The sequence below is a fragment of the Dysgonomonas sp. HDW5B genome (genome assembly GCF_011299335.1).
In the GTDB taxonomy this organism is placed as follows: Bacteria; Bacteroidota; Bacteroidia; order Bacteroidales; family Dysgonomonadaceae; genus Dysgonomonas_A.
Genome location: NZ_CP049858.1, coordinates 1,211,150 through 1,237,295, shown reverse-complemented (window position 1 = coordinate 1,237,295; position 26,146 = coordinate 1,211,150). Strand labels below are relative to the sequence as shown.

The 26,146-nt window shown below is 37.0% G+C and carries 21 protein-coding genes; 14 read left to right on the top strand and 7 right to left on the bottom strand.

The genetic code is table 11. The features are described from left to right. The first annotated feature begins 86 nt into the window (after window positions 1-86). From G7051_RS05050 to secG, 5 genes are all read left to right on the top strand, one after another. The gene (locus G7051_RS05050; protein WP_166112021.1) at window positions 87-923 is read left to right on the top strand and encodes a lysophospholipid acyltransferase family protein; all 837 of its coding nucleotides are present in this window, start codon (window positions 87-89) and stop codon (window positions 921-923) included. Window positions 924-1,118: 195 nt separating this feature from the next. Continuing rightward, the gene (locus G7051_RS05045) at window positions 1,119-2,393 is read left to right on the top strand and encodes a sigma-54-dependent Fis family transcriptional regulator (RefSeq protein WP_166112018.1); all 1,275 of its coding nucleotides are present in this window, start codon (window positions 1,119-1,121) and stop codon (window positions 2,391-2,393) included. Beyond that, window positions 2,390-2,896: an LptE family protein gene (locus G7051_RS05040; RefSeq protein ID WP_166112016.1), complete on the top strand. Its 507-nt coding sequence runs from the start codon at window positions 2,390-2,392 to the stop codon at window positions 2,894-2,896. The genes G7051_RS05045 and G7051_RS05040 overlap by 4 nt, the downstream gene beginning before the upstream one ends. 26 nt (window positions 2,897-2,922) lie before the next feature. Continuing rightward, a complete protein-coding gene (locus tag G7051_RS05035) occupies window positions 2,923-3,819 on the top strand; it encodes a hypothetical protein (protein WP_166198902.1) in 897 nt (298 codons plus the stop codon). Between the two features lie 5 nt (window positions 3,820-3,824). Beyond that, on the top strand, window positions 3,825-4,187 hold the full coding sequence (gene secG / locus G7051_RS05030; protein ID WP_166198901.1) for a preprotein translocase subunit SecG: 363 nt from the start codon (window positions 3,825-3,827) through the stop codon (window positions 4,185-4,187). A 125-nt stretch (window positions 4,188-4,312) separates the two neighbouring features. Here secG and G7051_RS05025 read toward each other — a convergent pair whose 3' ends face one another. The 4 genes from G7051_RS05025 to rlmH all read right to left on the bottom strand — a co-directional run bounded on the left by G7051_RS05025 (window position 4,313) and on the right by rlmH (window position 10,804). Continuing rightward, window positions 4,313-5,104, bottom strand: a complete 792-nt coding sequence (locus G7051_RS05025; RefSeq protein WP_166198900.1) for an RNA methyltransferase — start codon at window positions 5,102-5,104, stop codon at window positions 4,313-4,315. 243 nt (window positions 5,105-5,347) lie between these two features. After that, window positions 5,348-7,273, bottom strand: coding sequence for a choice-of-anchor J domain-containing protein (locus G7051_RS05020; RefSeq protein WP_166198899.1), 1,926 nt, complete (start codon window positions 7,271-7,273; stop codon window positions 5,348-5,350). 19 nt (window positions 7,274-7,292) lie between these two features. Beyond that, window positions 7,293-9,947 carry a carboxypeptidase-like regulatory domain-containing protein gene (locus tag G7051_RS05015; RefSeq protein ID WP_166198898.1) on the bottom strand — a complete coding sequence of 885 codons (2,655 nt, stop codon included), beginning with the start codon at window positions 9,945-9,947 and terminating at the stop codon, window positions 7,293-7,295. 383 nt (window positions 9,948-10,330) lie between these two features. After that, a complete protein-coding gene (gene rlmH / locus G7051_RS05010) occupies window positions 10,331-10,804 on the bottom strand; it encodes a 23S rRNA (pseudouridine(1915)-N(3))-methyltransferase RlmH (RefSeq protein WP_166198897.1) in 474 nt (157 codons plus the stop codon). Window positions 10,805-11,346: 542 nt separating this feature from the next. Here rlmH and G7051_RS05005 point away from each other — a divergent pair. Then, window positions 11,347-14,553, top strand: a complete 3,207-nt coding sequence (locus tag G7051_RS05005) for a SusC/RagA family TonB-linked outer membrane protein (RefSeq protein ID WP_166198896.1) — start codon at window positions 11,347-11,349, stop codon at window positions 14,551-14,553. A 139-nt stretch (window positions 14,554-14,692) separates the two neighbouring features. Next, a complete protein-coding gene (locus G7051_RS05000) occupies window positions 14,693-16,309 on the top strand; it encodes a SusD/RagB family nutrient-binding outer membrane lipoprotein (protein ID WP_166198895.1) in 1,617 nt (538 codons plus the stop codon). 254 nt (window positions 16,310-16,563) lie between these two features. Here the strand turns inward: G7051_RS05000 and G7051_RS04995 are convergent, their stop codons facing one another. Continuing rightward, on the bottom strand, window positions 16,564-17,304 hold the full coding sequence (locus tag G7051_RS04995; protein ID WP_166198894.1) for a hypothetical protein: 741 nt from the start codon (window positions 17,302-17,304) through the stop codon (window positions 16,564-16,566). Between the two features lie 615 nt (window positions 17,305-17,919). Between G7051_RS04995 and G7051_RS04990 the strand changes: the two genes are divergently transcribed. The 6 genes from G7051_RS04990 (at window position 17,920) to G7051_RS18265 (ending at window position 21,667) form a co-directional block, all read left to right on the top strand. Beyond that, on the top strand, window positions 17,920-18,786 hold the full coding sequence (locus tag G7051_RS04990; protein WP_166198893.1) for a nucleoside phosphorylase: 867 nt from the start codon (window positions 17,920-17,922) through the stop codon (window positions 18,784-18,786). After that, window positions 18,786-19,448, top strand: a complete 663-nt coding sequence (locus tag G7051_RS04985) for a vancomycin high temperature exclusion protein (RefSeq protein WP_166198892.1) — start codon at window positions 18,786-18,788, stop codon at window positions 19,446-19,448. The genes G7051_RS04990 and G7051_RS04985 overlap by 1 nt, the downstream gene beginning before the upstream one ends. A gap of 16 nt (window positions 19,449-19,464) precedes the next feature. Further along, window positions 19,465-20,031, top strand: coding sequence for an alpha/beta hydrolase (locus tag G7051_RS04980; RefSeq protein WP_166198891.1), 567 nt, complete (start codon window positions 19,465-19,467; stop codon window positions 20,029-20,031). A 105-nt stretch (window positions 20,032-20,136) separates the two neighbouring features. Next, complete coding sequence (locus G7051_RS04975; RefSeq protein ID WP_166198890.1) at window positions 20,137-20,568, top strand: GNAT family N-acetyltransferase; 432 nt, start codon at window positions 20,137-20,139, stop codon at window positions 20,566-20,568. Between the two features lie 19 nt (window positions 20,569-20,587). Next, the gene (locus G7051_RS04970; RefSeq protein WP_166198889.1) at window positions 20,588-21,079 is read left to right on the top strand and encodes a GNAT family N-acetyltransferase; all 492 of its coding nucleotides are present in this window, start codon (window positions 20,588-20,590) and stop codon (window positions 21,077-21,079) included. A gap of 30 nt (window positions 21,080-21,109) precedes the next feature. After that, window positions 21,110-21,667 (top strand): hypothetical protein, encoded by a 558-nt coding sequence (locus G7051_RS18265; protein WP_255493323.1) that lies wholly within the window; start codon window positions 21,110-21,112, stop codon window positions 21,665-21,667. A 165-nt stretch (window positions 21,668-21,832) separates the two neighbouring features. Here the strand turns inward: G7051_RS18265 and G7051_RS04960 are convergent, their stop codons facing one another. Continuing rightward, entirely contained in the window at window positions 21,833-22,825 is a 993-nt protein-coding gene (locus G7051_RS04960) for an aldo/keto reductase (protein ID WP_166198888.1), read from the bottom strand. 96 nt (window positions 22,826-22,921) lie between these two features. Next, window positions 22,922-23,830: an AraC family transcriptional regulator gene (locus G7051_RS04955; RefSeq protein WP_166198887.1), complete on the bottom strand. Its 909-nt coding sequence runs from the start codon at window positions 23,828-23,830 to the stop codon at window positions 22,922-22,924. Between the two features lie 254 nt (window positions 23,831-24,084). On the opposite strand from G7051_RS04955, the gene G7051_RS04950 reads away from it, so the two are divergent. After that, window positions 24,085-25,929, top strand: a complete 1,845-nt coding sequence (locus G7051_RS04950; RefSeq protein WP_166198886.1) for a glycoside hydrolase family 13 protein — start codon at window positions 24,085-24,087, stop codon at window positions 25,927-25,929. Window positions 25,930-26,146 lie beyond the last annotated feature (217 nt).

Below are 26,146 nucleotides of genomic sequence, written 5' to 3'. Positions count from 1 at the left end.
GATTTTTCTGTCTGAAAGGAACAGGATTTATATTTATATTTGCCACAGTAATACAAGGTCGGAGACCTTATGCTAAATAAGATCAGATGAAAGAGAAACTAATAAGTGCAGACGAAATTCGGAGCATGCATCCTATATTCAGAGGGCGTTTTGGCAATACCCTTATCAAGCTCGTAATGAGTTTGACGGGCTTAAATAAGGTCAATCGGGTCTATGATACATCCAAGCAATATGAAGGGGTTGAATTTTGCAACCATCTCCTAAAAGATGTAGGTGTGAATATTGTAGTTGAAAACTCTGAGGTTTTGAAGCAATTCGACAATCAGGCTTTTATAACTGTATCTAATCACGCATATGGTCATATTGATGGTATTACAGCTATTGACGTCGTAGGTTCTATTCGCCCCGATTATAAAATGATGGTTAATTTCATCTTGGGAATGATAGATACTATGTCGATGCACTTTATAGCTGTTAATCCCTATCAGAGTGGAAAGCTGGCAAGTAAATCGAGTCTCGATGGAGTAAAACAATGTATTACCCACCTGAAAGAAGGTCATCCGCTAGGTTTCTTCCCCGCCGGAGCAGTATCTAAAACCAAGATACGGAAAGGGAAAATGATCGTTCGCGATAGAGAATGGCAACCTTCGGTTATAAAATTAATAAAAGGCTCAAAAGTGCCAGTTATTCCCATGTACTTTAGTGGAAAAAACTCATGGTTTTTCAATTTTCTAGATTTAGTTGACTGGCGATTGAGAAGTCTTCGTTTGGGACATGAAGTATATAATAAAAAAGGAAAAACAATTCGTGTTGTTTTCGGGGAACCGATTATGCCGGACGAGATTGCAAAACATACCGACTTAGAAGAACTCGGGAATTTCTTGAAAGATAAAACTTATGCTCTGGCTAAGGAGGGTGAATAAGTTTTATGACACGAACATCAAATTCTTTTTAATGGTTCGTTTGTACGAGATCGAATTAAATATGTAAATTTGTCAGTATAGCTGGCTAATGAAGTAATTGATAGTATTTAATGATATTTCGACAGTCTAACGATCTGTTTCTGTTATACTAACCAAAGTACTAAAAAGGTCTGAGACCTCAAATTATACGAAAATATGGCAAAACCCGATATACAACAGGTAAAGCAACGATTTGGTATTATAGGAAATAGTCCCGATCTCAACCGGGCTATTGATATAGCCTTGCAAGTTGCTCCAACAGATATGTCTGTGTTGGTAACAGGAGAAAGTGGAGTCGGAAAAGAAAGCTTTCCTCAGATAATCCACCAATTCAGCCGACGTAAGCATGGCACTTATATTGCTGTTAACTGTGGGTCGATTCCCGAGGGAACTATCGATTCAGAGCTTTTCGGACACGAGAAAGGATCTTTTACCGGAGCTACAGGAGAACGTAAAGGGTACTTTGAAGTTGCCAACGGCGGAACACTTTTTCTGGATGAAGTAGGGGAGTTACCTCTGTCGACGCAGGCTCGTTTATTGCGTGTTTTAGAGAGTGGGGAATATATGAAAGTAGGTTCTTCGAAAGTCGAAAAAACGGATGTAAGAGTAGTTGCTGCAACCAATCTGGATATGGTCACTGCTACTGCAAACGGACGCTTTCGGGAAGATTTGTATTACAGGCTAAATACTGTGCCTATCCGTGTACCTGCATTACGCGAGCGCAAGGATGATATTCCATTATTATTTCGGAAATTTGCGAGTGAATGTGCCGAAAAATATCAAATGCCTTCTATTGCATTAACTAATGATGCACGAGAGGTTCTCAAAAATTACAGATGGCCGGGAAACATTCGCCAATTGAAAAATATTACAGAACAGATTTCTATTATCGAGCAGGTAAGAGAGATTAATTCGGATATATTGAAACTATATTTACCCGCAAATGAGGTTGGTATAGTTCCGATAGGAACAATCAATGCCGGTGCCACCGATCAGAAGCTATTTAATAGCGAGAGGGAGATTCTTTATCAGGTGCTTTTCGATATGAGAAAGGATATGAATGAGCTGAAAAAAGTCGTACACGATTTAATTTCGGGTAAAGATGCACCACATTTGAATAATGATTCTGTAATTCCTTCATCATCCGCATTTACCGTAATTGATAAAGATAGTAATACGAATATAACGGTTCCGGTCAAATACAATGATGCTCCTTCTGTTTCATCGCTTCCAATATCAAAGGATGCCGAAGATATAGATTCGAATGATTATGAGGAGGAAGCAGTATCACTTCAGGATGTAGAAAAAGATATGATCAAGAAAGCTTTGGAACGACATAGCGGAAAGCGAAAATATGCAGCTCAGGATCTTAAAATATCAGAACGCACATTATATCGGAAAATTAAAGAATACAATCTAGAAAATTTATGAGAAAACTTATTTCTTGTTTAGTTATATTATTTATTGCTGTTTCATGTCGTATGTCGTATCAGTTCAATGGAGCTTCGATAGATTATAGTAAAGTAAAAACAATTCAGATTCAGGATTTTCAGAATCAGGCCAGATTGGTTTATCCGCCATTATCGCAAATGTTCAGTGAGCATATGCGGGATGTATTTCTTCGGAATACAAAGCTGCAATTGGTTAACAATGGTCGAGCAGATTTAGAAATAGAAGGTGAAATAATAGGCTATGATCTTATGGCTTTAGCTGTTCAGGAGGGGCAGTTTGCCTCACAAACTCGCTTGACAATGACAGTGAGAATGCGTTTTCGTAATAATGTAAATCCGCAGGAAGATAAAGAAGAGACATTCTCTGCCTATCAGAACTTCAACAGTAGCGAAATGTTGGATAATATACAGGCTCAATTGGTAGAAGAATTGAATAAGGAAATTGTAGACCAGATATTTAATGCTACAATGGCAAATTGGTAATTTAGAACCTGAAATAAGAAAAGGCTATGAATATAAAGGATTTTTACGAATTGGTGGAGTTGAAAAAGGAGCCCGACGGGTCGATGCTTCTTAAGTTACAACTTCTTACAAAAAAATATCCGTTTTTTCAGGCCGGACTATACACCTATATTAAGTGTTTATATCTGAATGGATCAGATAATTTCCAGTCAGAATTGAATAGATTAGCACCTTTCGTTATGGACAGAAAGGCGTTGTTCTATTACGTAATGAGTGCCGAGTATAAAGAGTTTCAAAAGCAATCAGGTCATAGCTTACCGGAGAGCAGAACAGAAGCACTGATCAGTGCTTTCTTTGAAACGCTTGATAACACCGATATGCAACGCGAATTGGAGCACGCTATTGTAAATTCGAGCATGGCATCGTTAGATTACTTCTCTTATCTCGAATCTACGGAAAATACGGAACCCGATACCAATGTGAATTTAGATAGTATTCCTTCCTTTTCGATAGAAGATATCAATATTCATTATGGAGATTCTCAGGAAGTTATTTCAGTAGAGGTCGAAAATGAACTGGAAACCGGAGAAGGTTTGGAGCCGATTGAAGATACGGTGCAGATGAAGCATCAAAGCATAATCGATAACTTTATAACTAAAGCTCAGGATAAAGAAAACTTAAGAATAACCTTTGATCCATCGGTTCAGGAGAATTTATATGATGGTGATGATGTTCCTTTGCAGGAAGAAACCGAAGAAGAATTAGACGATGATTTCTTTTTTACGCAAACTCTTGCTAATATTTATATTAAACAAAAGAAATATAATCGGGCATATGAAATTATTAAGCGTTTGAGCTTGAATTATCCCGAAAAAAATATTTACTTTGCAGACCAATTATCATTCTTGGAAAAAGTAATAAAAAATTCGAATAAAAATAAATAAAAGATATGGAAATTGTTCTTTCTATTGCGACCATTATAGTGTCTATTGTTTTGGTCTTGGTTGTTTTAGTTCAAAAATCAAAAGGTGGAGGTTTATCTTCAAACTTTTCTTCATCGAACCAATTTATGGGAGCTCCTAAAACAGCTGATGTTTTGGAAAAAACAACATGGGTTTTGGCAGGAACCGTTATTGTTCTAAGTATGATCAGTACTAAAGTGATAACTAGCAATGCTCAAGACAGACAACCTCTGCAATTAACCGCTCCGGTTGATAACACAGAAGCACCGGATATGCAATCGCCACAGCCAACTGCTGTGCCTCAGTTGCCACAAGCACCAGAATCTACAACTCCTGAGCCAGCTAATTAATTAAGCACTCAGAGTTCTGAAAATATAAAGAGGAAAGCTTCATAAATGTTGCTTTCCTCTTCTTTTTGTCCTATAGGGAGTGAGGAGTATTTATTCTTGGAGATTTCTCTATCTTTATAAATAGATCAGAAACCTCGTTGTCGCATGGCCTCAAATGTAATAACAGCAGTTGATACTGATACATTCAAAGAGTCTATTTTGCCACGCATCGGTATTTTTATTCTTCGATCTGCATTATCCAGCCAAAATGAGGTTAATCCATCTGCTTCAGTTCCCATAACAATGGCTGAAGGCTGTGTGTAATCTTCCTCATGATACCAATTCGAAGCTTTCAACTCGGCCGCATAAGATTTAATCTTATTCTCTTTTAGCCACATTCTGGCTTCTTCCGAAGAGCAAACAGCAGTGGGTACGGTAAAGATACATCCAACACTTGATCTGATTGCATTCGGGTTGTAAATGTCCGTTAATGGGTCACAAATGATAACTGCATCTACTTTGGCGGCATCGGCACTGCGAAGTATAGCACCGAGATTTCCGGGCTTTTCTACAGCCTCCAGTATAATGATGAATGGATTATTGTTCAGATTAAGATTATCCAATGTATGTTTCTTAGGCTTTGCGAGGGTTATTAAACCATCCGAACCTTCGCGGTAAGCAATCTTCTCGAAAACTTGTTGAGATACCTCGTATTTGATGTTGTCTGATAATGTATCAAGTACTCTAGGATAATCGGTTTTCTCAAAAAGTTCAGGACATATAAAAACCGAATCAACAGTATATCCTGCAGATAAAGCAAGCATAAGTTCCCTGGCCCCTTCGAGGATGAAAAGGTTCTGGACTTTTCGTTCTTTTGCCTTGCTTAACTTTACTATATTTTTTATACGACTATTTTGTAGACTGCTAATTCGTTCCATAGTTGAGGATAGGTAAAAGAAAATATTTAATGGTATATTATTGTTGGTAGGGGCCGACCTGTGTGTCTGCCTTAAATAGGTGAACACACAGGTTCACCCCTACAGCCAAAGCAACAAATAGTTCTGTGAACTTAAATGATTTGCAAAGGAATATAATTTTCCTGATGTATACGAATAAAAGATGAAAAACAAAAGAGCTTGCCCATTATAGGCAAGCTCTTTATTATATAGTTTGGAGTTATTTTATTCTCCGGCTTTTTCTATTGTGCCGTATTCAGACACTCTTTGTATGTATTTCCATTCTTTATTACCAACACATTGCATGGTATACGTCCAGTTTTCATTGGTATTGTTACTTACCGGATTAGAATAGACTAGTCCTGTAACTTCTGCCATCTGGTCAATACCGTTTACTTGAGTCTGAGCATTCGGATACTTTAGGGTTAAAAATATCTTTATAGCCTCTATAGTCCGTTGATCCATGAATGCAGCTTTCTCGGTAGCAGTTCCCGATTTAGGATATGTTGTATCCAGAGATCTGTCTTTATCACGATAAGTGATATTACCATAGTTTGCACTGAAACCATAATAGTATTCAGAGTCTCCATAGCTGCTAATTAGTGCAGGATTATCTATTGCCTGGTGAGCTTTCACATAGTTTACAATCATCATGTAATCGTCAGTATCTGCTTTACCTTTTTGCATTATTACATGTAGAGTAGGATCAAATACCCAACCTTTATTTGAGAATACAAATTGTTCGGTTTTTTCTATGATGAAAGTATTAGGAGCCCATTTTCCAGCTGTGTATACGTATTCATCAGCATAGCATGATGTTGCAGATGTTTTATATACTATTGTTTTGGTATTTCCTTCTTGTGCAAAAGGGAACTTAAGTTTTAGATATGCAGGAAGGTAATTAGGTGCTTGAGCTGTAGTTAAGAACTTAAGGCCCATTGCATCATAATCGGACGGTTGAAGAGATATAACAGAAGATGCAAGTTGCCATTTCGAACTTTTGTATTCGTATGCCGCATATTGCAATTCTTTGCTTTTCACATCCTGACCTATGATTTCATCAAATGCCTTTACATTATCAATTTGATAAGTTGTAGTTTTCTTTGGAGTTGAAGTATCGTCTCCAGAGTATTTGAATGATATATAGATTTTTTTGCCTTTATATGCTTTCAAATCCAATGTACCTGCACTAGCCCAAGTAGTATATCCACTGGCTGGTTGAGGTATTGTAAAGCTGGAAGTTACATCTTTCCATGTTGCAGTTGTAATGTTGGCTTCTTTACCATCAAAATTTTCAGATAATTCGATTGATAAACAGTTAGCCGTGAAATTACCAACTACAATATCGAATGAAAATTTAGGATTGGTTGTTTTTGTTAAATCAATTACTTTAGTAATTAATCTTACATCATTTACCGCTTTTGAATTATAAGATGATACCTGAGCATAATTGTTATTAGAGTAAACTCGGTTTTGCCAGCCTATGCTGCCTTTTAGATCTTTGTTTATCCATCCGTCTATGGCAACTAATACCCCTGAACCGGCAGGATAAGCTTCGAAATCTTCTTCAACAATTTCATTCTCTATTGTAGTACTTACGGGTTCTTCTTTCGAGTAATAGTACTCTACATTCTTAAACATTCCTTCGGTAGGAGAAGCAATATTTTTAGTGAGAATTGTAGGTATAGACTTCTCAGGAGATTTAGCCGGCGTAAGAGCTGCTACTACATTTTCGCCCCAAATTAATTTGTAATCATTTTCCGTAAGAGTATAGGGAGCTGTAGATAGGTTTGTTACAGTTTCATTACGTCCTTCCTTGTACTTATAAGTAACCTTTGCAGATGACTTAACGTCTGCTGCATAATATTTTGTTGTTAAGAAGTATGGAATGAGTGTACTGGCTTCCGCAGACGCAGAAAACATCTTGTCAGCATTTAGAATTTTTGCAGTAGCCGAGTCCTGTGCATTTTTATTGGCATTTAATGCTTTTACAATAGTAGGTATGTCCGACTCTGCAAAAGTATATTCGTAAGTAGCGACATTCTGAGGTTTCGATAAATCCTCAAAACCATCGAAGTTACGTTCGTTATAATCACAACCCGAGAATGTTGCTGTGAGTATTGTTGCGAGTAATAATATATATTTCTTCATTTTTATATTCTATTTCGAATTAAAATTTCACTTTCAATGTTGTAGTATATGTTCTTCCGAAACCATACATAACAGCAACCTGTTTCCAGTCGTGAGCGCCTTCGGTTCTAGGGTTCAAGTCTCTTGAGTCGGAGATATACACCTGATCTAAGGCATTGTTTACATTACCCATCAAATTGGCATCAAATGGACCGATTTTAAATCTATAGTTAGCTCTTAGGTCTAACAGTCCCGCATTAGGAACTTTGTAAGGAGTATTGTATTTATAAGTTCCGCCAATATCTGGTACCTCGATAGCATAGTCAGCATAGTTATTAGCATAAAAAGTGAAATCAGCACCTACGGTAAGACCATCTAATAATCGGTAGCTAGCACCTGTTGCAAATGTTGTTTGTGCCGAGTTACCTACTTTAACACCTTTCATATCGATAGTAATAGGCTTTTGATCTTCTGGGGCAACAGGATTATTCCCATCACTAGGTTGACCGTAAGAGTCATAAACAAATCCTTGAGTTCTGCTATCCCATATCCAGTCTCCTAAAGATACCATACCTGTGATCTCCAGATTGTATGTGGGTTTTAGAACGAAGTCTAGCTCTATCCCTTGGTGGCGTGCATCAAGTCCGCTAAGGTTCACAAATGCATTCTGGTCGTTACCAAATGTTCTTACTGTTGTTCTGTCCATCCATTTGGTGTAGTATACATTCAGATTAGCAGTGAAAAATCTGGAACGATATCCGTAGCCCAGTTCTGCTGAAAATAATTTTTCATTAATTGCATTTTTATTTACTGCATTACTAGTATGTATAGAAGTGAAATAACCACCACTCATAAATGGCGCACGAGATAGATAACCTGTATTGAAGAATACGTTATGTTCTTCAGTTAAGTTGTAATTGGCTCCGCCTTTGATATTAAAACCAAGAAAGCTCTTTACATCCGACTTTTGGTTTTCTTTACTGTAGTAAAATCTATCAATTTTCCAGTAAGTACTGTTCGAAATAGATCCTGAAATAAATACACTTAATTTATCTTTATTGTATTCTGCTTGAGAAAATACACCTTCTTGAACAACATATCCGGTATTATCGCGATATACAATGTCTCCGACTTGTAGCTTTTCATTAATGAATGAACTTGTAAGTCCGGGTCTGTTTGCTTCATTTATTTTAGCACGAGACGGATCTATGAAAAATTGTCCTCCCATAAGATCTACAATTTTCCCGTCATGTAATCCTGCATAATAACGAAGGTCTACTCCTCCATATACATCAATTTCATTGGTGAGTTTGGTAGTATATGTAGAGATTAAACCTGTCCATATATGGTTGTTGCGCGATTCGGTAAGTACTGCCTGAGAACCATTCGGGTCATCGGAGTTTTCTTGTTGCAATTTACCATAATCCATGTATCCGGTTCTGGGATCACGGTATTTTGTATTTAGCATTCCCGTTGCAGTCGTTGTTCCATATAGGTTCGAGTATACCGAAGAATTACCTCTCCAAGCACGTCCTGCACCGTCTCCGATAGACATATATACGACAGATGACAAACTCGATTTATCATTGATAGTCCAGAAATGGTTCAATGAAATCTGAGGTTTGTGGTAGCGGTTGCGGTTTGCTTCTACGCGTTGACCTTGGGCATCAAAACCATAAGTTGGATTAAACTGATATTTTTCCTTTTGTTGCTGCCATTCGGTAATCAACATTTTGTCACCATTATAACGTTGGTTGTGCCATTGAGGCGCACCGAAAGCCGTAAAAGACAACTGGTGATTCTCGTTTATTATTTTTGATACATTAAGAAACCAGCTATAGCCTTCGAATTCAGTACCTAAAATATATCCGTCTCCCCAAGTTTTAGAACCTAGGAAACTCATCGCCCATCCGTTTTTACTAAGGCCTGTTGATACATTAAATGCTATTTTATTGTATCCGTCATTACCCATACTGTATAATACAGCTCCTCCTTTTTCAGAATCGGTTGATTTGGTTACAATATTAATTGTTCCTCCTACCGATGGAGCAGAAACTTTAGATGCTCCAAGACCACGTTGTACTTGTAGTGAGCGGGTTACGTCTTGAAGTCCTGCCCAGTTAGACCAGTAAACACCTCCCCATTCCATGTCATTAACAGGAACACCATTCACCATTACTGCGATGTTGGCAGATTCAAAACCACGTAAGTTGATACGTGAATCACCATAACCTCCACCCTGTTTTGTGGCATATACACCCGGTGTAGATTTCAGGATTTCGGGAAACTCCTGAGAACTAAGTTTTGTCTCAAGCATTTCAGGTTCAATCACCGAAATTGCTACGGGAGTTTTACGTCTGATAGCAACAGATGATGTTACTACCACGTCTTTAAGACCTATAGCATTACTTTCCAATTCGATTGTACCTAAATCGGCTTTCGCGTCTAGTTTTAACGGACTGTACCCTACATAAGTAAATGTAACTTTACCTTTTAGTGATGATACATGCAGACTGAAAGTTCCGTCAAGATCAGTAGAAGTTCCAACCTTGCTTTCTTCCGAATAAACAGATACGCCAATTAAGGCCTCTTTGGTGTCTTTGTCGATTACTATACCTTTTATCACATTTTGTGAAAAGGCTGATATCGAACCAAATAAAATAGCGAAAAGCAGAAAAAATAGTTTTCTCCTCATGATAAAATTTGATAGTTTAGGGATTATATAATGTAATAGATTTCTTTTATGCTCCGGTAGGAAGGGTCGAGATTCGGATTGCTCAACCATATTTGTGTTTTTATATTTCCTCAAGCATTCCATTCAATAAGAATAATAATGAAAGTTCGACTTGGGGTGGATTGTATCTATATTCAGGTGCCCGAGTTTGTAGACTCGCTTAATAATCAGAGATCTAAATAACAAAAATATATATTGTCTGGAGAGATGGCTCCACATAAGATTCTTAATAACTTAAATGAACGGCAAAGGTAAGGTATTTTATAATTAATCCTGAACAAATAATAAAATAAATCCCCATAAGCTAAAATAATTAACATTTTGAGGAGGTGTGTAATTTAGGTTTATTCGTGGTGATAAGGTTCGTTATTTAGTATGGTCATTGCCCTGTAGAGCTGTTCTATAAAAATAAGACGGATCATTTGATGAGAAAAAGTCATTTTTGATAATGAGATTTTTTCAGAAGCTTTATCGTATATTGTTTCGGCAAAACCATAAGGACCTCCAATGATAAATACAAGTCTTTTGGCTACGGTATGTGTCTTTTTTTCGATATAGGTTGCGAATTGTAGTGAAGAAAATTCTTTACCTCGTTCATCCAATAATACGAGGTAATCTCCGGCCTGAAGATGTTTTAGAATCAGTTCGCCTTCCTTCTCTTTTTGTTGACTTTCAGTTAGGCTCTTTGTGTTCTTTATGTCTGGTATTACTAGCATTTCAAATGGTATATAATGGCTCAGACGGTTCTCGTATTCACGGATGGCATCCACAAAATATCCGGCATCGGTTTTTCCTATAACAAGAAGACTTATTTTCATATTCTAAAGAATTAAAGAACAAAAGTAAGTTTTTTCTTTATACCCATTGGACATAAAAGAATAGATTTTTATCTGCTTGCATATGAATAATATGATAGGCTATTTTAACGCACCATTATTTCCTTAATCTTTTAATTATATTGACATAATGTCAATATTTATTTTTTATAATATTACTCTCTTTTTTCTAATTATTCTCTTTTTATTTATGTATTTTATTGCTTATCAATGGTTTGAGTGTAAGTTGTTGATTTTTTGATTATTGGTGTTTTATTGACGTATTTATATTAAAATGTTCGATTAATAAGGGAAATATTCTTTTATTTGCATCTGTTGACCATATATATGACTTTCCTAGTAGAGGGATAGATGTAGATCATATATGTAATTCTTAATATAATTGAAATCATGATAAACACTTCTTAAAGTAACTTCTGGTAAACGGAAATATCTCTTCATTTTGTAGTTAGTAGTATGTTTTTTTTGAACATGGGAGATGTTTTGATAACAATTGCGTGAAAAACTTTTAAACTCTTCATTTTATGAAACACAAATTCCAGTTGCCCCATATCTCTTTGGGGAAATATTTTCAACGGACTGCATTGGCAACTATAGCATTATCTATTTGTTGCTCCGGTGATTTTTTATCTGCAGCTCCTAATTCACTCAACCTACTTGATGGAAGTACAGTTAGTGATCAGCAACAAACAAATAAAGTACAGGGACGAATAATTGATAAAACAGGTGAGCCATTGTCGGGTGTAACTGTTACGGTCAAAGGTTCTACTACCGGAACAATCTCTGATTTGGATGGAAAGTATTCGATCAATGTCCCTGATCAAAATGCTACTCTTGTATTTAGTTATTTAGGGTTTACGCCTCAGGAAGTTTCGGTAAAAGGTAAATCTACTATAGATGTTACTTTGAATGAAGATACTCAGGTTCTGGGTGAAGTTGTCGTAACAGCCCTTGGGATCAGAAGACAAGCCCGATCTATTGGATACTCAACTACACAAGTTTCGGGGTCGGACTTTACAGAATCTCGGGATATAAATTTAGGAAATGCATTAACCGGAAAGATTGCCGGTGTAAGCGTATCGAATAATTCTACAGGCCCCGGTGGAAGTAGCCGTGTTGTGATTCGTGGTAATGCTTCATTGACAGGAAATAATCAGCCTTTGTATGTGATAGACGGAATCCCTTTTGATAATAGTACTCAGGGCAATGCCGGAACATGGGGTGGTGCCGAAATGGGTGATGGACTATCAAATATCAATGCCGATGATATTGCAGATATTCAGGTTTTGAAAGGGGCTGCCGCTTCGGCTCTTTACGGTTATCGGGGAGGTAACGGAGCGATCCTTATTACTACAAAATCGGGATCAAAAGCAACCGAAGGTATAGGTATTGAAGTGAATAACAACTTAACTTTTAATACGATTTACGACCATCGTGAATTTCAAAAGGTATATGGGCAGGGAACGCAAAATAGCAGACCTCTGTCTCAGAGTGCCGCTATAGAGTCCTATTCTTCGAGCTGGGGAGAAAAAATGGATGGTGGTAAAGCCGTAAATTTCCTAGGTGATGAATATGCTTATAATCCGGTAGATAATTGGAAACATTTTTACAATACAGGTATTACCAATCAAACTTCGGTAGCTTTAAGTGGAAAAGGCGGAGATAAGATTGTATATCGTATTGGTTTTTCAAATATTACAGATGCCTCGGTTATTCCTAATTCGGGATTGAAACAACAAGGGATCAATATGAATACCACCTATAATATTACCCCTAAGGTGCATCTTACGGTTACTGCCAATTATATTTTCGAAAAGGTCAGAAACAGAGCTAATCTTTCGGATGGTAATGCTAACGTAAATGCTACTTTACTTTATCTGGCTAATTCGTATGACGTAAGGTGGTTAAAACCTGCAGTTGATGCCGATCGTGCCGAATTGCTTCCGGGTAATAATGTTTACTTTAATAACCCTTATTTCTTGACACGTGAAAGAAGTAATTCAACTCGTCGGAATCGTTTTACTACAGGAGCAACTCTTAAATACGATATAACCGATTGGTTATATGCTCAAGGACAGGTGACTCGTGACGGATATGTAATGGACTATCAATTGATAATTCCAACAGGATCGGGTGCTGACCCCGGTGGAAAGATCGAAGAGTGGGAAAGAAATTACTACGAGTTGAATGGTAACTACTTGATCGGTTTCAATAAAAAAGTGGATGAGGCGTTTACTATCAATGCTACATTCGGAGGGAATATGCAGAGAACCGTGAATAAATCCTATGGAACAGATGGTATGATAGGACCATTTATTATTCCTTATTTTTATTCAGCCAATAACGTAGCAAACAGACCTTATACACAAACCTATTCAGAATATCGTGTAAACTCGGTATATGGAACTGCTGATTTTGGGTTCAAAGATTATTTGTTCTTGAATTTTACAGGTCGTAATGACTGGTTCTCGACTCTTAATCCGAATAATAACCATTATTTCTACCCATCGGTAAGTACCAGCTTTATGTTTAGTGAAGCATTTAAAATGCCCGATTGGGTTTACTCAGGTAAACTAAGAGCATCTTATGCGGAATCTTCGAATGGAACTATTCCTTATCAAAATTACCTGACCTATTCATTGGAAACTTTCAAGATTCAAGGTCAGTCAGTCGGAAAAGTAACAAACAGAAATATTCCTAATGCGGACTTGAGACCTGTTAAAATACAGGAATGGGAAGCAGGATTGAATGTTCAATTTTTGAATAATCGTTTAGGTTTCGATATGGCAGTTTACAAAAAGAAAACGACTGATGACATTACTACTGTAACTACCAGTTATACATCAGGCTATTACGGTGCTGTAATGAATATTGGTGAGATTCAAAATAAAGGTATCGAAGCAATGGTTTATGCCGTGCCTGTAAAAACGAAAGATTTTATGTGGAATACTTCGTTTAATATTGCCAATAACAACAGTAAAATATTGTATCTGGGAGGTGTAGAGTCTCTATCTATTGATGGAGCGCAAGCACGTAACGGGAATGCTGTAATTATGAATATTGTAGGTGACCCTTATGGTCAAATTGTTGGATATAAATATAAAACAAATGAAAATGGTGACCGGATTTATGATAAAGATGGGTATCCTATACGTACCGATAAACAAGAAGTGCTAGGTAATGGTATATATAAAGTAACCGGAGGATTCCGTAATGACTTTACATACAAAGATTTTTCTCTGTCTTTGTTATTTGACTATAAATTTGGTGCTAAGATATTTTCGGGAACAAACCTAAATCTATATTCAACAGGTTTGCAAAAGGAAACTTTAGGTGGACGTGAAGGCGGCTATGTTGGTAAAGGTGTTGTAAATACAGGTACAAGCGATAATCCGGTATGGACTCCTAATACAACAGCGGTAGATGCTCAATTGTATTGGAGGCGTATTTCATCCGAAAACGCAATCGATGAGGAATTTGTGTATGATGCAAGCTTTATCAAATTGAGAGAGTTGTCTATTGGATATCGTGTTCCTCAATCATTTATTCGCGGTTCATTTGTAAAGGCTTTGAGTCTGTCGTTAGTGGGACGTAATATCTGGACATTGTTGAAACATACTCCTAATATTGATCCCGAATCTGCTTACAATAATACAAACGGACAAGGATTGGAATTGAATGGTTATCCACCAACAAGAAGCATTGGTTTCAATGTGAATGTAAAATTCTAAGAAATCCGAAGAGCAGGTTTTAAGTAAGTTAATACTAAAGCTTAATGATAGATTTAAGAATCATGCCAAACTATAGTATGTTACTTACCAAAACATTAAAAAGGTCTGAGACCTCAAAACAGTTTTAAATAAGAACAATATGAAAAATAAAATAGTATATATATTGGCGGCTGTAAGTTTGTTGTTCGGCTCATCAAGTTGTGGAGACTTTGGTGATGTAAACAACGACCCTCAGCACGTGACAGGCGATAAGATGAAGTTCGAAATGATGTTTACGGGTGCGCAAGTATTTGTTGCCGGAAGAGACTGGGCTGCATGGCGTAACAATTTGATATACTGCAGTACTATGATGCAGCACCTGTCATCAACTCAAGGATATTGGGCCGGAGATAAATACACCTATAATTCGGGCTATAATGCAGCCTATTTCGATTCGTATGATTCGGGTATAAAAACATTGATGGAGACCTATTTTGCATGGAAAGACGATGCAACCCGAGTTAACGAATTTCAGATGACACGTATCGTGAGAGTTATTCTGATGCACCGAATGACCGATATGTATGGTGATGTACCTTACTCAGAAGCGGGACAAGGATATATCTCAGGAATTAAATATCCTAAATACGATACTCAGCAAAGTATCTATGCCGATATGTTGAAGGAGTTGGACGAGGCAGCTCAAACTTTGGATGCTACAAAACCCAACAATATAAAATCGGCTGATATAATGTATCAGGGGGATGTTGATCGTTGGAAGAAAACGGCTTATTCACTTATGTTGAGATTGGGTATGCGTTTGTCGAAAGTAGATCCTGCCGAAGCTCAAAAGTGGGTAAAGAAAGCTGTAGACGGAGGGTTGTATACCAGCAATGCCGACAATGCTATTATAAAACATGATGCAACAACCGATGATGCAGCCGATGCCAGTGGAAAAGTTTTGTGTTATCTTGATCCGGATGCATCTCGTGTAAGCCAAACTTTTATTGATCATTTGAGAAATAGTAAAGATCCGCGTTTGACTTATATTGCAACCGTATGTGAAAATCCTAAATATGGAGCTCTTGATCCTAAGTTTGAGTATGGAGATACTACTGCAGTAAAACAGTTGGGTATGCCAAATGGATATGATCAATTAGGCAAAAACAGTCTTACGGATATATCTAAAGCTCCAAACTGGCCGGGTGATGATACGGCACCAGACCCTGACCATCCCGGAGAAGTAATTGTAACCCGTTCGGGAATGACTAAGTATTCGGTTGTTAACCGCTATACATATGCACGTTTGGATGCTCCCACATTTGTAATAACTCATGCAGAGAATTTATTGTTAATGGCAGAAGCAGCTTATCGTGGCTGGATCGGTGGTAGTGCAAAGGATTATTACGAGGCTGGAGTTAAAGCTGCTATGGAGCAATTTGCCGATTATGGAGTGAGAGGAATCACTTCGGATCAGATTTCCCGTTATTTGGCAAATAATCCGTATAATGATGCAGATGCACTGAATCAAATCAATACCCAGTATTGGGTGGTAACTTTTGTTGATGAATACGAGTCTTGGGCTAACTGGAGACGATCAGGCTATCCGGTGTTGAAACAAGTCGATTATTATGGTAATGCTACGAATGGAACTATTCCTCGTAGATTTACCTATGCCACATCTGAAGCTAATATCAATGCAGCTAACTATCAGGCGGCTGTAGCCAATCTTGTGGGTGGAGATAAAATGACTTCCAGAGTATGGTGGGATAAATAATGCAGTAAAAAATATTCATTTTAGAGAAAAGTCCCGAAAGAAAATATTTTTTCGGGACTTTTTTATAGAGGCCATTCCTGTGTCATTATTTTAATTTTTCACTTATTACTATCAGATTTAGTAGGCAGAGCATGCTGGTAATAAGCGGGGAATGTTTAGGTGAACTTACCATGTTATCAAGAATAGTGGTAATACTCAGTAATAAACGATTTTGGTGATATTTAAGACGGGTTCTAAATATTGGCTTTTATGCATTATTCAATGTCTTTCACATAAGCCATGATGGTCATCAACCCTCTTCCCCAATTAAAGTTGCTGCCTGTAGCCGAATACATCCCAAAACGAACGGGGTTATTTGAAGTGTTACCTTCGATATAACCATGTAAATAATAGTCTATATACATTGTATTGTCTGTTGTGTTTTTGACTTTTTGAACCGATTTTCCCAACACGGGCATTCCAATGGCGGAAGTAGTTGTATTTGCCGGTCTAAAGACTGTAAATTTACGAGATCCTTCTTCAAGTTCAATGTCACCCGTTTTGAATAGCGCAATACCTAAATAATTTAAGGAAAAAGACTCAATAGGTTCATTTTTATTTTTATCAGCACTAATAGGAATATTATAATCAATGAAAAAGATAGCTGAAGAATTAGGCGGAACCTGAGCCTTAATAGATACATTTAGTGGAACAGAGCCATTGGTAAGCATGCTGGTAACAGGAGCAGGCATTTCTTGAGAGTATACATCGTAAAATGTATACCCACCCAGGGTCTTTTTCTCTTTTATATATCCGAAAACTCCGCTTGAATTCATCCTTAGGATGTTTGTATAATCAGAAGGGTCCGATATCGAATCAAGGTTTACCGACCTGCGAAGCCGTATATTTCCATTAATATCTAACATCTCAGTTGGATCTTCGGTGTTAATGCCAACTTGTGTGTAGGCTTGTAAATAAGTGGTAAATACTAGTGTTAGAGCTAAGAATATTTTCATCGTAATTTATATTTATTTAAGTTAGACTTAAATCCACATCGAAAGATGTAGATATATATGATATTTAAAATAAGTATGCTTGGTTTTAATGAGTTGGAGCAGACGGCAATGATAGTTTTTCCTTAAGCAAACCCTCTGATCAAAAATCCTCTTTCGTTTCAAAATGATAAGGATGTAATCTCAATCTCAATTCTTTGACGATTAACCATTCGAATTATGCACTGCAAATTAAGTATGATTTTTTTCGTTCAGTTTTACCAAAACGTATAATTAAATTAGGCAAATAGTAAAAAATAGACTTGGCTTTTTTTAGTCAAATTGTAAATTAATTCCAAAATGTACAATTTGTTTATATTGAAAATAATACACTCAAAATGTTTGATCAGAAGCATTATATGCCTATAAGATCATTTCTGTAAGGAGGTTCTTGAAGGCGGTAACATTTGCGATAGTGAAGATGTAAATATCAAAAAATATTCGGTTGTGTTTGACCAGTATTCATTCTTTAGTAAGGTGATAAAAACAAATATCGCATCATCAGAATGTTTATAGAAAAGGCTTTTACATCCATCTAAATCTGTATATTTGTATTTAAACGTATAAAAAGTAATAGACATGAGTATAATACCAGAATCGGAATTAATCATCAATAATGATGGCAGTGTATTCCATTTGCATATAAAACCCAAACAGCTTGCCGATAAGATCATCATGATGGGCGATCCGGGCAGGGTTACACTTACAGCATCTTTTTTCGATAGCATAGAATGTGAAGTACAAAGTCGCGAGTTTCATACCATTACGGGAACATATAAAGGAAAGCGCATTACAGCTTTGTCTCATGGTATAGGTCCTGATAATATCGATATCGTAATTACTGAACTGGATGCACTGGCAAATGTTGATTTCAAGACGCGTGAAGTAAAGAAAGACTTTAAACAGCTGACTATGGTACGTGTGGGTACATCCGGAGGATTACAACCTCATTGTCCTATCGGTTCGTATGTAGTTTCTGAAAAATCAATAGGTTTCGACGGAGTTTTAAACTATTACGAAGGACGAAATTCTGTAGCAGAACTTGATTTCGAAGAGGCTTTCAAGAAACATGTAAACTGGTCTCCTCTGCATTGTGCCCCATATGTTGTTAAGGCAGACGAAGGATTGGTAGAGCAGATAGGGCATGATATGATCAAAGGAGTTACCATTTCGGCAATCGGTTTCTATGGACCTCAAGGTCGTACTGTACGTATACCCTTGGCAAACCCCGATCTGAATAGTCGTATTGAAAGCTTTAAATTTGGGTCGGATGTTATAACCAACTACGAAATGGAGAGTGCTCCTCTTGCCGGTCTGGGTCGTTTGATGGGACATAGAGCTATGACGGTTTGTACAATTATAGCCAACCGTTTAGCTGGAGAGTCGAACTCTAATTACAAAGGATCAATAGAAGATTTAATAAAAACGGTACTTGATCGAATTTAATGGATAAACGGAAATTGAAAAATAGAATTAAAAGAGTAGCCGTTTTTTTAACTGCTGCTCTTTTTGTTATAGTAGCTGTATTGTTATTTGCAAACTGGAAGATCCCTCATGATACAAAACCTTGGTTGTATAATAATGTAGATAGCATTCCTCCACAAAAGGTTGCATTAGTATTAGGGGCATCTAAATACATACGTGGTGGTTTGCCAAATCCATATTTCGACAATCGGATCCAAGCTGCTTATGAGCTATATGAGGCAGGCAAGGTTAAGGCTTTTGTGATGAGTGGCGATAATGGGCATGAAGGTTATAGTGAGCCTGAGGATATGCGTGACGCGCTTCTGGCATTGGGTGTCCCCGATAGCATAATATATCTTGATTATGCAGGATTTCGTACATTAGATTCGGTTGTTCGGATGAATGCCATATTCGGGCAGGACTCATTTATAGTTGTATCCCAAAAATTTCATAACGAAAGAGCTGTGTTCCTTGCACAATATTATGGGTTTACCGCCTATGGTTATAATGCCAAAGATGTTGCCTTGGGACGGGTATCATATAAAACAATCGTTAGGGAAAAATTTGCCCGGGTAAAAGTCTTCGTTGACATTCTGTTGAATAAACAGCCTAAGTTTTTAGGTAAGCCGGTCGAAATAAAATAAACATTAGAAAAGTAATATGAGTAAAAAGACACAGATATATATAGTGCATGGGTACACAGCTTCGGCTCAATCTCATTGGTTTCCTTGGATTAAAGAACAATTTAATTCTGCTGACGTCGAAGTGTCTATTTTAGATATGCCCGATTCTATGAATCCTGAATTGGATAAATGGATGAATCATTTGAGAGATTATACTACAGGGATCAATGAAAATACTATTTTTATAGGCCATAGTTTGGGTTGCGTAGCTTCCCTTAAATTTATTATAGAGAATAATCAAAAAATAAAAGGAGTTATTCTCGTTTCGGGTTTTATCGATTCAACACCTTTGCCCCAACTTCAGGAGTTTGTGCAAGGTAAGTTGGATTGTGAAGCTGTCAAGAGACTTGTGTGTAAAAGGGTTGCCATTGCAGCAAAGGATGATGATATTGTTCCTTACGAATATAGCGAGCAGATGGCATCTCGGTTAGAAGCAGATTTCTATCTTCTGGATGAGGGAAAGCATTTCCTTGATAGGGATGGATATCTTGATTTTCGCTTAGTTGAGGTTGAGTTAAATAAAATGCTTGATTTTTCAATATAAGTAAAAGAAAATATTTAATGATACATTTTAAAAGTATAACAACCTGTCGCTGTTTTGCTTGCCAAAGCAATAAATAGTTCTGCGAACTTAAATTGAATATTAGATATGAAAATAGAACGATTAACCCGAGTATCGGATGATATTGTAGAGTCTTTAGGACAATTAATGGTTCAGTTGGCTCCCGATTGTAAGCCTTTAACGGGAGAATATTTGCAAGAGATAATAGATTTGCCTAATATATTTCTTTTTGTGGCAAAACAGGGAGATCAAATAGTCGGAACATTCTCTTTAGTCTTGTATAAAATACCGACAGGGCTTAAAGCCAGTCTTGAAGATGTTGTGGTGGATGTTAGTATGAGAGGTCAGAAGATTGGTGAAAAAATGATTGAGTTTGCCCTTGAATATGCCAATACACAGTTGGAAGTTAGTAAGCTTGATTTAACCTCAAGCCCCTATCGTGTTGCCGCTAATGCCTTGTATAGAAAACTGGGTTTCGAGCTAAGAGATACAAATGTCTACCGATTTGAATTTAAGTGATAACCAATAATTGACACTAATGGACTTTATACAAATTACATCAAAAGAGAATTTATTCGCAATTGTACACGTATTAAATGTATCTCATGGAACGGTAGCCGAAGAGTTTGGTTTTACTAAAGAAACTAATCCCACTAACAATGCATTTATTGATGAGTCTACATTGCGTGACCAATTAAATAATGGTATCGAACTTTATGCAATATCCGACAATGATAAGTTGATTGGTTGTATTGCTATTGAGAGATCGTCACGAGAAGCTGATACCTATTATATAGAGAAAGTATCTGTTATTCCCGAATTCAGAAATCAGGGGTATGGAGTTGAATTAATGAATTTTGCAGCTTCTAAAATTAAAAAACTGGGATCAATAGCAGTTTCGATTTCTTTGATTGATTCAAATGCAAAACTCAAAAACTGGTATGCGGATCAAGGGTTTGCCGAAAGCGGGTTTAAAGACTTCGATCACTTACCTTTCAGGGTATGCTTTATGCGAAAAGAGATAGGATGACGATGTGTTTTTGATTTATAACAAATTACTATGAAAATATTGAAAATTGTATTGATTGTAATTGCACTACTTATTGCAATAGTTGTAGTAGCCTATATCTATTATGGCGGACTAAGTAAAGTGGTAGTGAAAGAAGATGTACAAGGTGGAGAAATATTGGTTTACGAGGAGGTTATAGGGGATTATGCCCAAAGTGGAAAATTTACAGATAAAGTATATTATGCTTTACTCAATAATGAGGGGATTGCTACAACTAAAGGGTTTGGTGTTTTTCTTGACGATCCGCAGCAAGTGGAAAAAAGCAAGCTTCGTTCTGAGGTCGGCTGCATTGTTGAAGGTCTGGATAGTACTCAAATCGCGAAATTAGCAACTAAATATAAAGTACGCACATATCCCAAGGGAAATTATATTACAGCAGAATTTCCGTTTAAAGGGCATATGTCAATAATGATCGGTTTGATGAAAGTTTATCCTCAGATAGATAAATATATTAAAGAACATGCAATCAGTGATAAGGGATCTATTATGGAAATATACGATGTGCCGAATAAGAAGATAATCTATAGAAAAGAAATCGTAAAAGAATGAATTTACTCGATATCGAATATTTGAGAGATGCAAACGGCAGATAACGATGTGTTTACAGGGTTCTCGAAGAAACTGATAAGATAAACAAAAGCACGTAATGTTCAGTTACGTGCTTTTATTATAATTACCTGCTAAAGTTACAAGTCCTTCAAAGGTAATTGAACTTTAATGGTTTGTGTATTTCAATTGTTCACTGGTATATCGGTCGCCTACTTCGGGATATTTAGCTAATATATCTTCGATTGCTTTCAAGTCGGCTTGCGAAAGTACAACGTCTACAGCTTTGGCATTTTCCTCCAGATATTGAACTCTTTTTGTTCCCGGAATCGGGATGATATCTTCTCCTTGAGCCAGTACCCAAGCTAAGGCCAGTTGCGAAGCTGTGATGTCTTTTTGCTGTGCAAACTCTGCAAATGCGGCAGCGAGCTTATTGTTGTTTTCGAGATGCTTGCCCTGATATCTAGGTAGGTGTTTACGGAAGTCGTCTCCTGCATCCATCTTCGAAACATCCAATCTGTTTGTGATTAATCCTCTTGATAATGGAGAGTAGGGGATAAGTGAAATTCCCAGTTCACGAGCTGTCGGCAATATTTCACGTTCAGGATCACGGGTTAATACCGAATATTCATATTGCAGAGCTGAAATGGGATGTACAGCATTTGCCTTGCGTATAGATTCCGCAGAAGCTTCGCTGAGTCCTAAGTAGCGAACCTTGCCTTCTTGTACCAAATCTGCCATTGCACCAACTGTTTCTTCAACAGGAATACTTGCATCTATTCGATGAGCATAATAAAGGTCTATTGTATCGATCTTTAATCGTTTCAAGCTCTTCTCAACAGCTTGTTTCATCCATTTCGGAGAACAGTCAACACCTGCTGCTCCTAGTCCGGCTTCTTTATCGTATCTAAATCCAAATTTGGTAGCTATAAATACTTTATCTCTGTTTTCTACTAATATTTTCGAGATAAGCTCTTCGTTTGCTCCTGCTCCGTACACATCGGCAGTATCCCAAAAATTAATGCCCAGATCTAATGCTTTATGTAAAGTAGCTAAGCTTTCCGATTCATTTGTAGGACCATAAGCATAGCTCATGCCCATGCAACCCAATCCTAAAGAGGATAATTGTTCATTCGTTTTCGCAAGTTTTCTGTATTTCATAATCTTTTGTTTTTTGATATGACAAAAGTACATATAGACCATTGGTCCGTTGCTGCGAAATTCAAAGAAGATATTATAAAATTCAAACAATAGCGATTATTTATTGTTGCTGCGTATCGATCCGGGAGATACTCCGGAGTTTTTCTTAAAGAAATTATTGAAATAGCTGGGGTGCTCGAATCCAAGGCCAAAAGCAATTTCAGCTACCGTCATATCGGTATGGTTTAAAAGAGCGTGGGCCTCTTTTGTAATCCGTTCAGAAATATGCTCTGAAGTCGTTTTTCCTGTAACTTCTTTGATAGTACGGTTCAGGTGATTTACATGTACCGAAAGCTGACGGGCAAAATCATTTGCCGATCGCATTTTAAGAGTGTGTTCGGGTATATCTATGGGAAATTGTCTTTCGAGAAGTTCTAAGAATAAACCGGATATTCGTTCCGATGCACTGTTCTGAAAGGTATTCTTGTCAGGAACCTGCATCTTCATTGCCTCATGGATAATCAAATGAAGATAATTTCGTAAGATATCGTACTTATGAATATACTCGGTGTTTATTTCTTCTATCATTTTGCGATATATGACAGATATTTCTTCCACTTTCTTATCATCGAGGAAAAATATTTTATTATCTCCTATTCTAAACAAAGGAGAATCTGCCAGACTGTCGTTTCGTTCGGATGGTTGTATAAATTCTTCTGTGAAAAGGCAATAGAATCCCTCTTGTCTTTCGCTGACAGCTTCCCATGCATATGGTATCAGGGGGTTGGAAAACAGAAGTGCAGGGCGGTCTATTAAAACCCATTTATCTGCATAGAATAGTTTTACTTCGCCTATAATTAAAGAAACTTTGTAGAAATCGCGTCTGCTGTACCCCGAATTTCCTGTGCCATTTTTTCGCTCAAAAACATTGAAATGCCCATATTTGGGTGATGTTCCTTTGTTTTGAAACGAAAAGTCGGCTTGCTTCCTTATGTAGAAATCATTAATGTTTTCAAATATTTTCATGCGTATAAATATAGTGAGTTTTTCGTTTCAGACATATCATCTTTTTACATTTTCAATTAAAAGAGGTTGGTTTTTGCAATCGTTTGCAATATTTTTTGTTGCGAAAAATAAAATACTGAATAAAAGTTTGTTATTTATTATCTAGTTTTGCTAACATCAGATATTCTGTGTGTTTATTAAATTAAAAATCAGGCTACTTTGGTTGGTTGTTAATCAAAGTATTAAAAGGATCTGGATCTTAATACCAAAAGAGAATGAAAAAATCGTATTTAATTTTACTGTTGACAGTTTTAATTTACGGAACAGCTAATGCTATTGATGTAAAAAAACTAGAACCTGCATTTTGGTGGGCAGGAATGAAAAACACCGAGCTTCAAATATTAATGTATGGTGAAAATATCGCTAAGTGCGATGCCAAAATAACTTCTCAGAGTGCTAAAATAAAAGAGTTGGTGCGATTCGATAATCCAAACTACTTATTATTATATGTGGACTTAGCTGATGCTAAGCCCGAAAAATTTGATATAGTTCTGCAAAGAGGAAAAGAAAAAAAGACAATACCTTACGAATTAAAGCAGCGAAAAGCTGGATCGGCAGAAAGAGTAGGCTTTAATTCGAGTGATGTTTTGTATTTAATTATGCCTGATCGATTTGCAAATGGAGACCCTTCGAATGATGTCATAAAAGGTATGATTGATAATAAGGTTGATCGTAATGATCAGTATGGTCGCCATGGAGGAGACTTCAAAGGTATTGCCGATAATTTGGATTATATTGCAGACCTGGGAGTTACAGCTATCTGGCTGAATCCTACACAAGAGAATGATATGCCTCATGGTTCGTATCATGGATATGCCATTACCGATTATTACAAAGTGGACCCACGTTTTGGAACGAATGACGAGTTTGTCTCATTGGTTGATAAAACGCATGCTAAAGGGATGAAAGTGGTTATGGATATGATTTTCAACCATTGCGGAAGTGAAAACTTTTTATTTAAAGATAAGCCTGCAAAAGACTGGTTTAATTTTCCTGATAAATACATCCAAACAACTTACCGAACAACCACTCAATACGATCCATATACCTCTGCCCATGATAAAAAAATGGCTTTGGATGGTTGGTTTGTAGAGCCTATGCCCGATTTTAACCAACGAAATCCGCATGTGGCAAAATATCTTATACAGAATAGTATTTGGTGGATAGAGCATGGCGGAATAGACGGAATCCGTCAAGATACACATCCATATGCCGATTTTGATATGATGTCGGAGTGGTGCAAGCAGGTGACAGACGAATATCCCGATTTTAATATTGTAGGTGAAACATGGTTGAGTAGTAATGTCGGTATTTCGTTTTGGCAGAAAGATAGTAAGCTGGCTTATCCTCTTAATTCAAATCTAAGAACTGTAATGGATTTCCCTTTAATGGGAATTATGAATTCAGCTTTTGATGAAGAGAGTAACTGGGATAAAGGTGTTGCCCATTTACATGATTATTTGGCACAGGATATTGTATATGCCGATCCATCGAATTTATTAACATTCCTCGATAATCACGATACATCTCGCTTCTTTAAAACTGATGAGGAAGCAGATAATATGAAAAAGTATAAGCAAGCATTGACGTTTCTATTGACAACTCGCGGCATTCCTCAGATATATTATGGAACCGAAATTCTTATGGCTGCCGATAAGGCTAATGGTGACGGCACATTGAGAGAAGATTTTCCGGGAGGATGGGCAGGTGATAAGCAAAATGCTTTTTCACGTGACGGTAGAACCGATAAGCAAAATGCTGCTTATGATTTTACACAAAAGATCCTTCAATGGCGTAAAGGCAATGATGTTATAGCTAAGGGTTCTCTGAAACATTACGTACCTATTGATGGAGTTTATGTTTATGAACGTAAATATAATGGCAAATCGGTGGTAGTATTTTTGAGTGGTTCTGATAGTGAGAAAACATTAAATCTGGAAAATTATAGAGAGGTGTTGCCTAAAACTCAATCGAAAGATGTTATAACGGGAAAAACAATTGATGTTAGCGGAACTTCACTGGCTATTGCTCCACGGGATGTGATTGTACTCGAATTTTAAAGTTGAAAATCAGTTTGGGGTGATATCGTTTTCGTAAACTATCATTCCCGAAAACTAAGATATTTTTAGGTTCAGGAAAATTTTAGGTAATTAGATTATTTGGTTACGTGAGGGAAAAGGGATGAATATTATTCATCCCTTTCTTGTGTCCTGCTTTATTGATTTTTTTTTCTTCAGGGAGAGATATTCTATATTGAGGAGTTGACCTGTCCTTAGA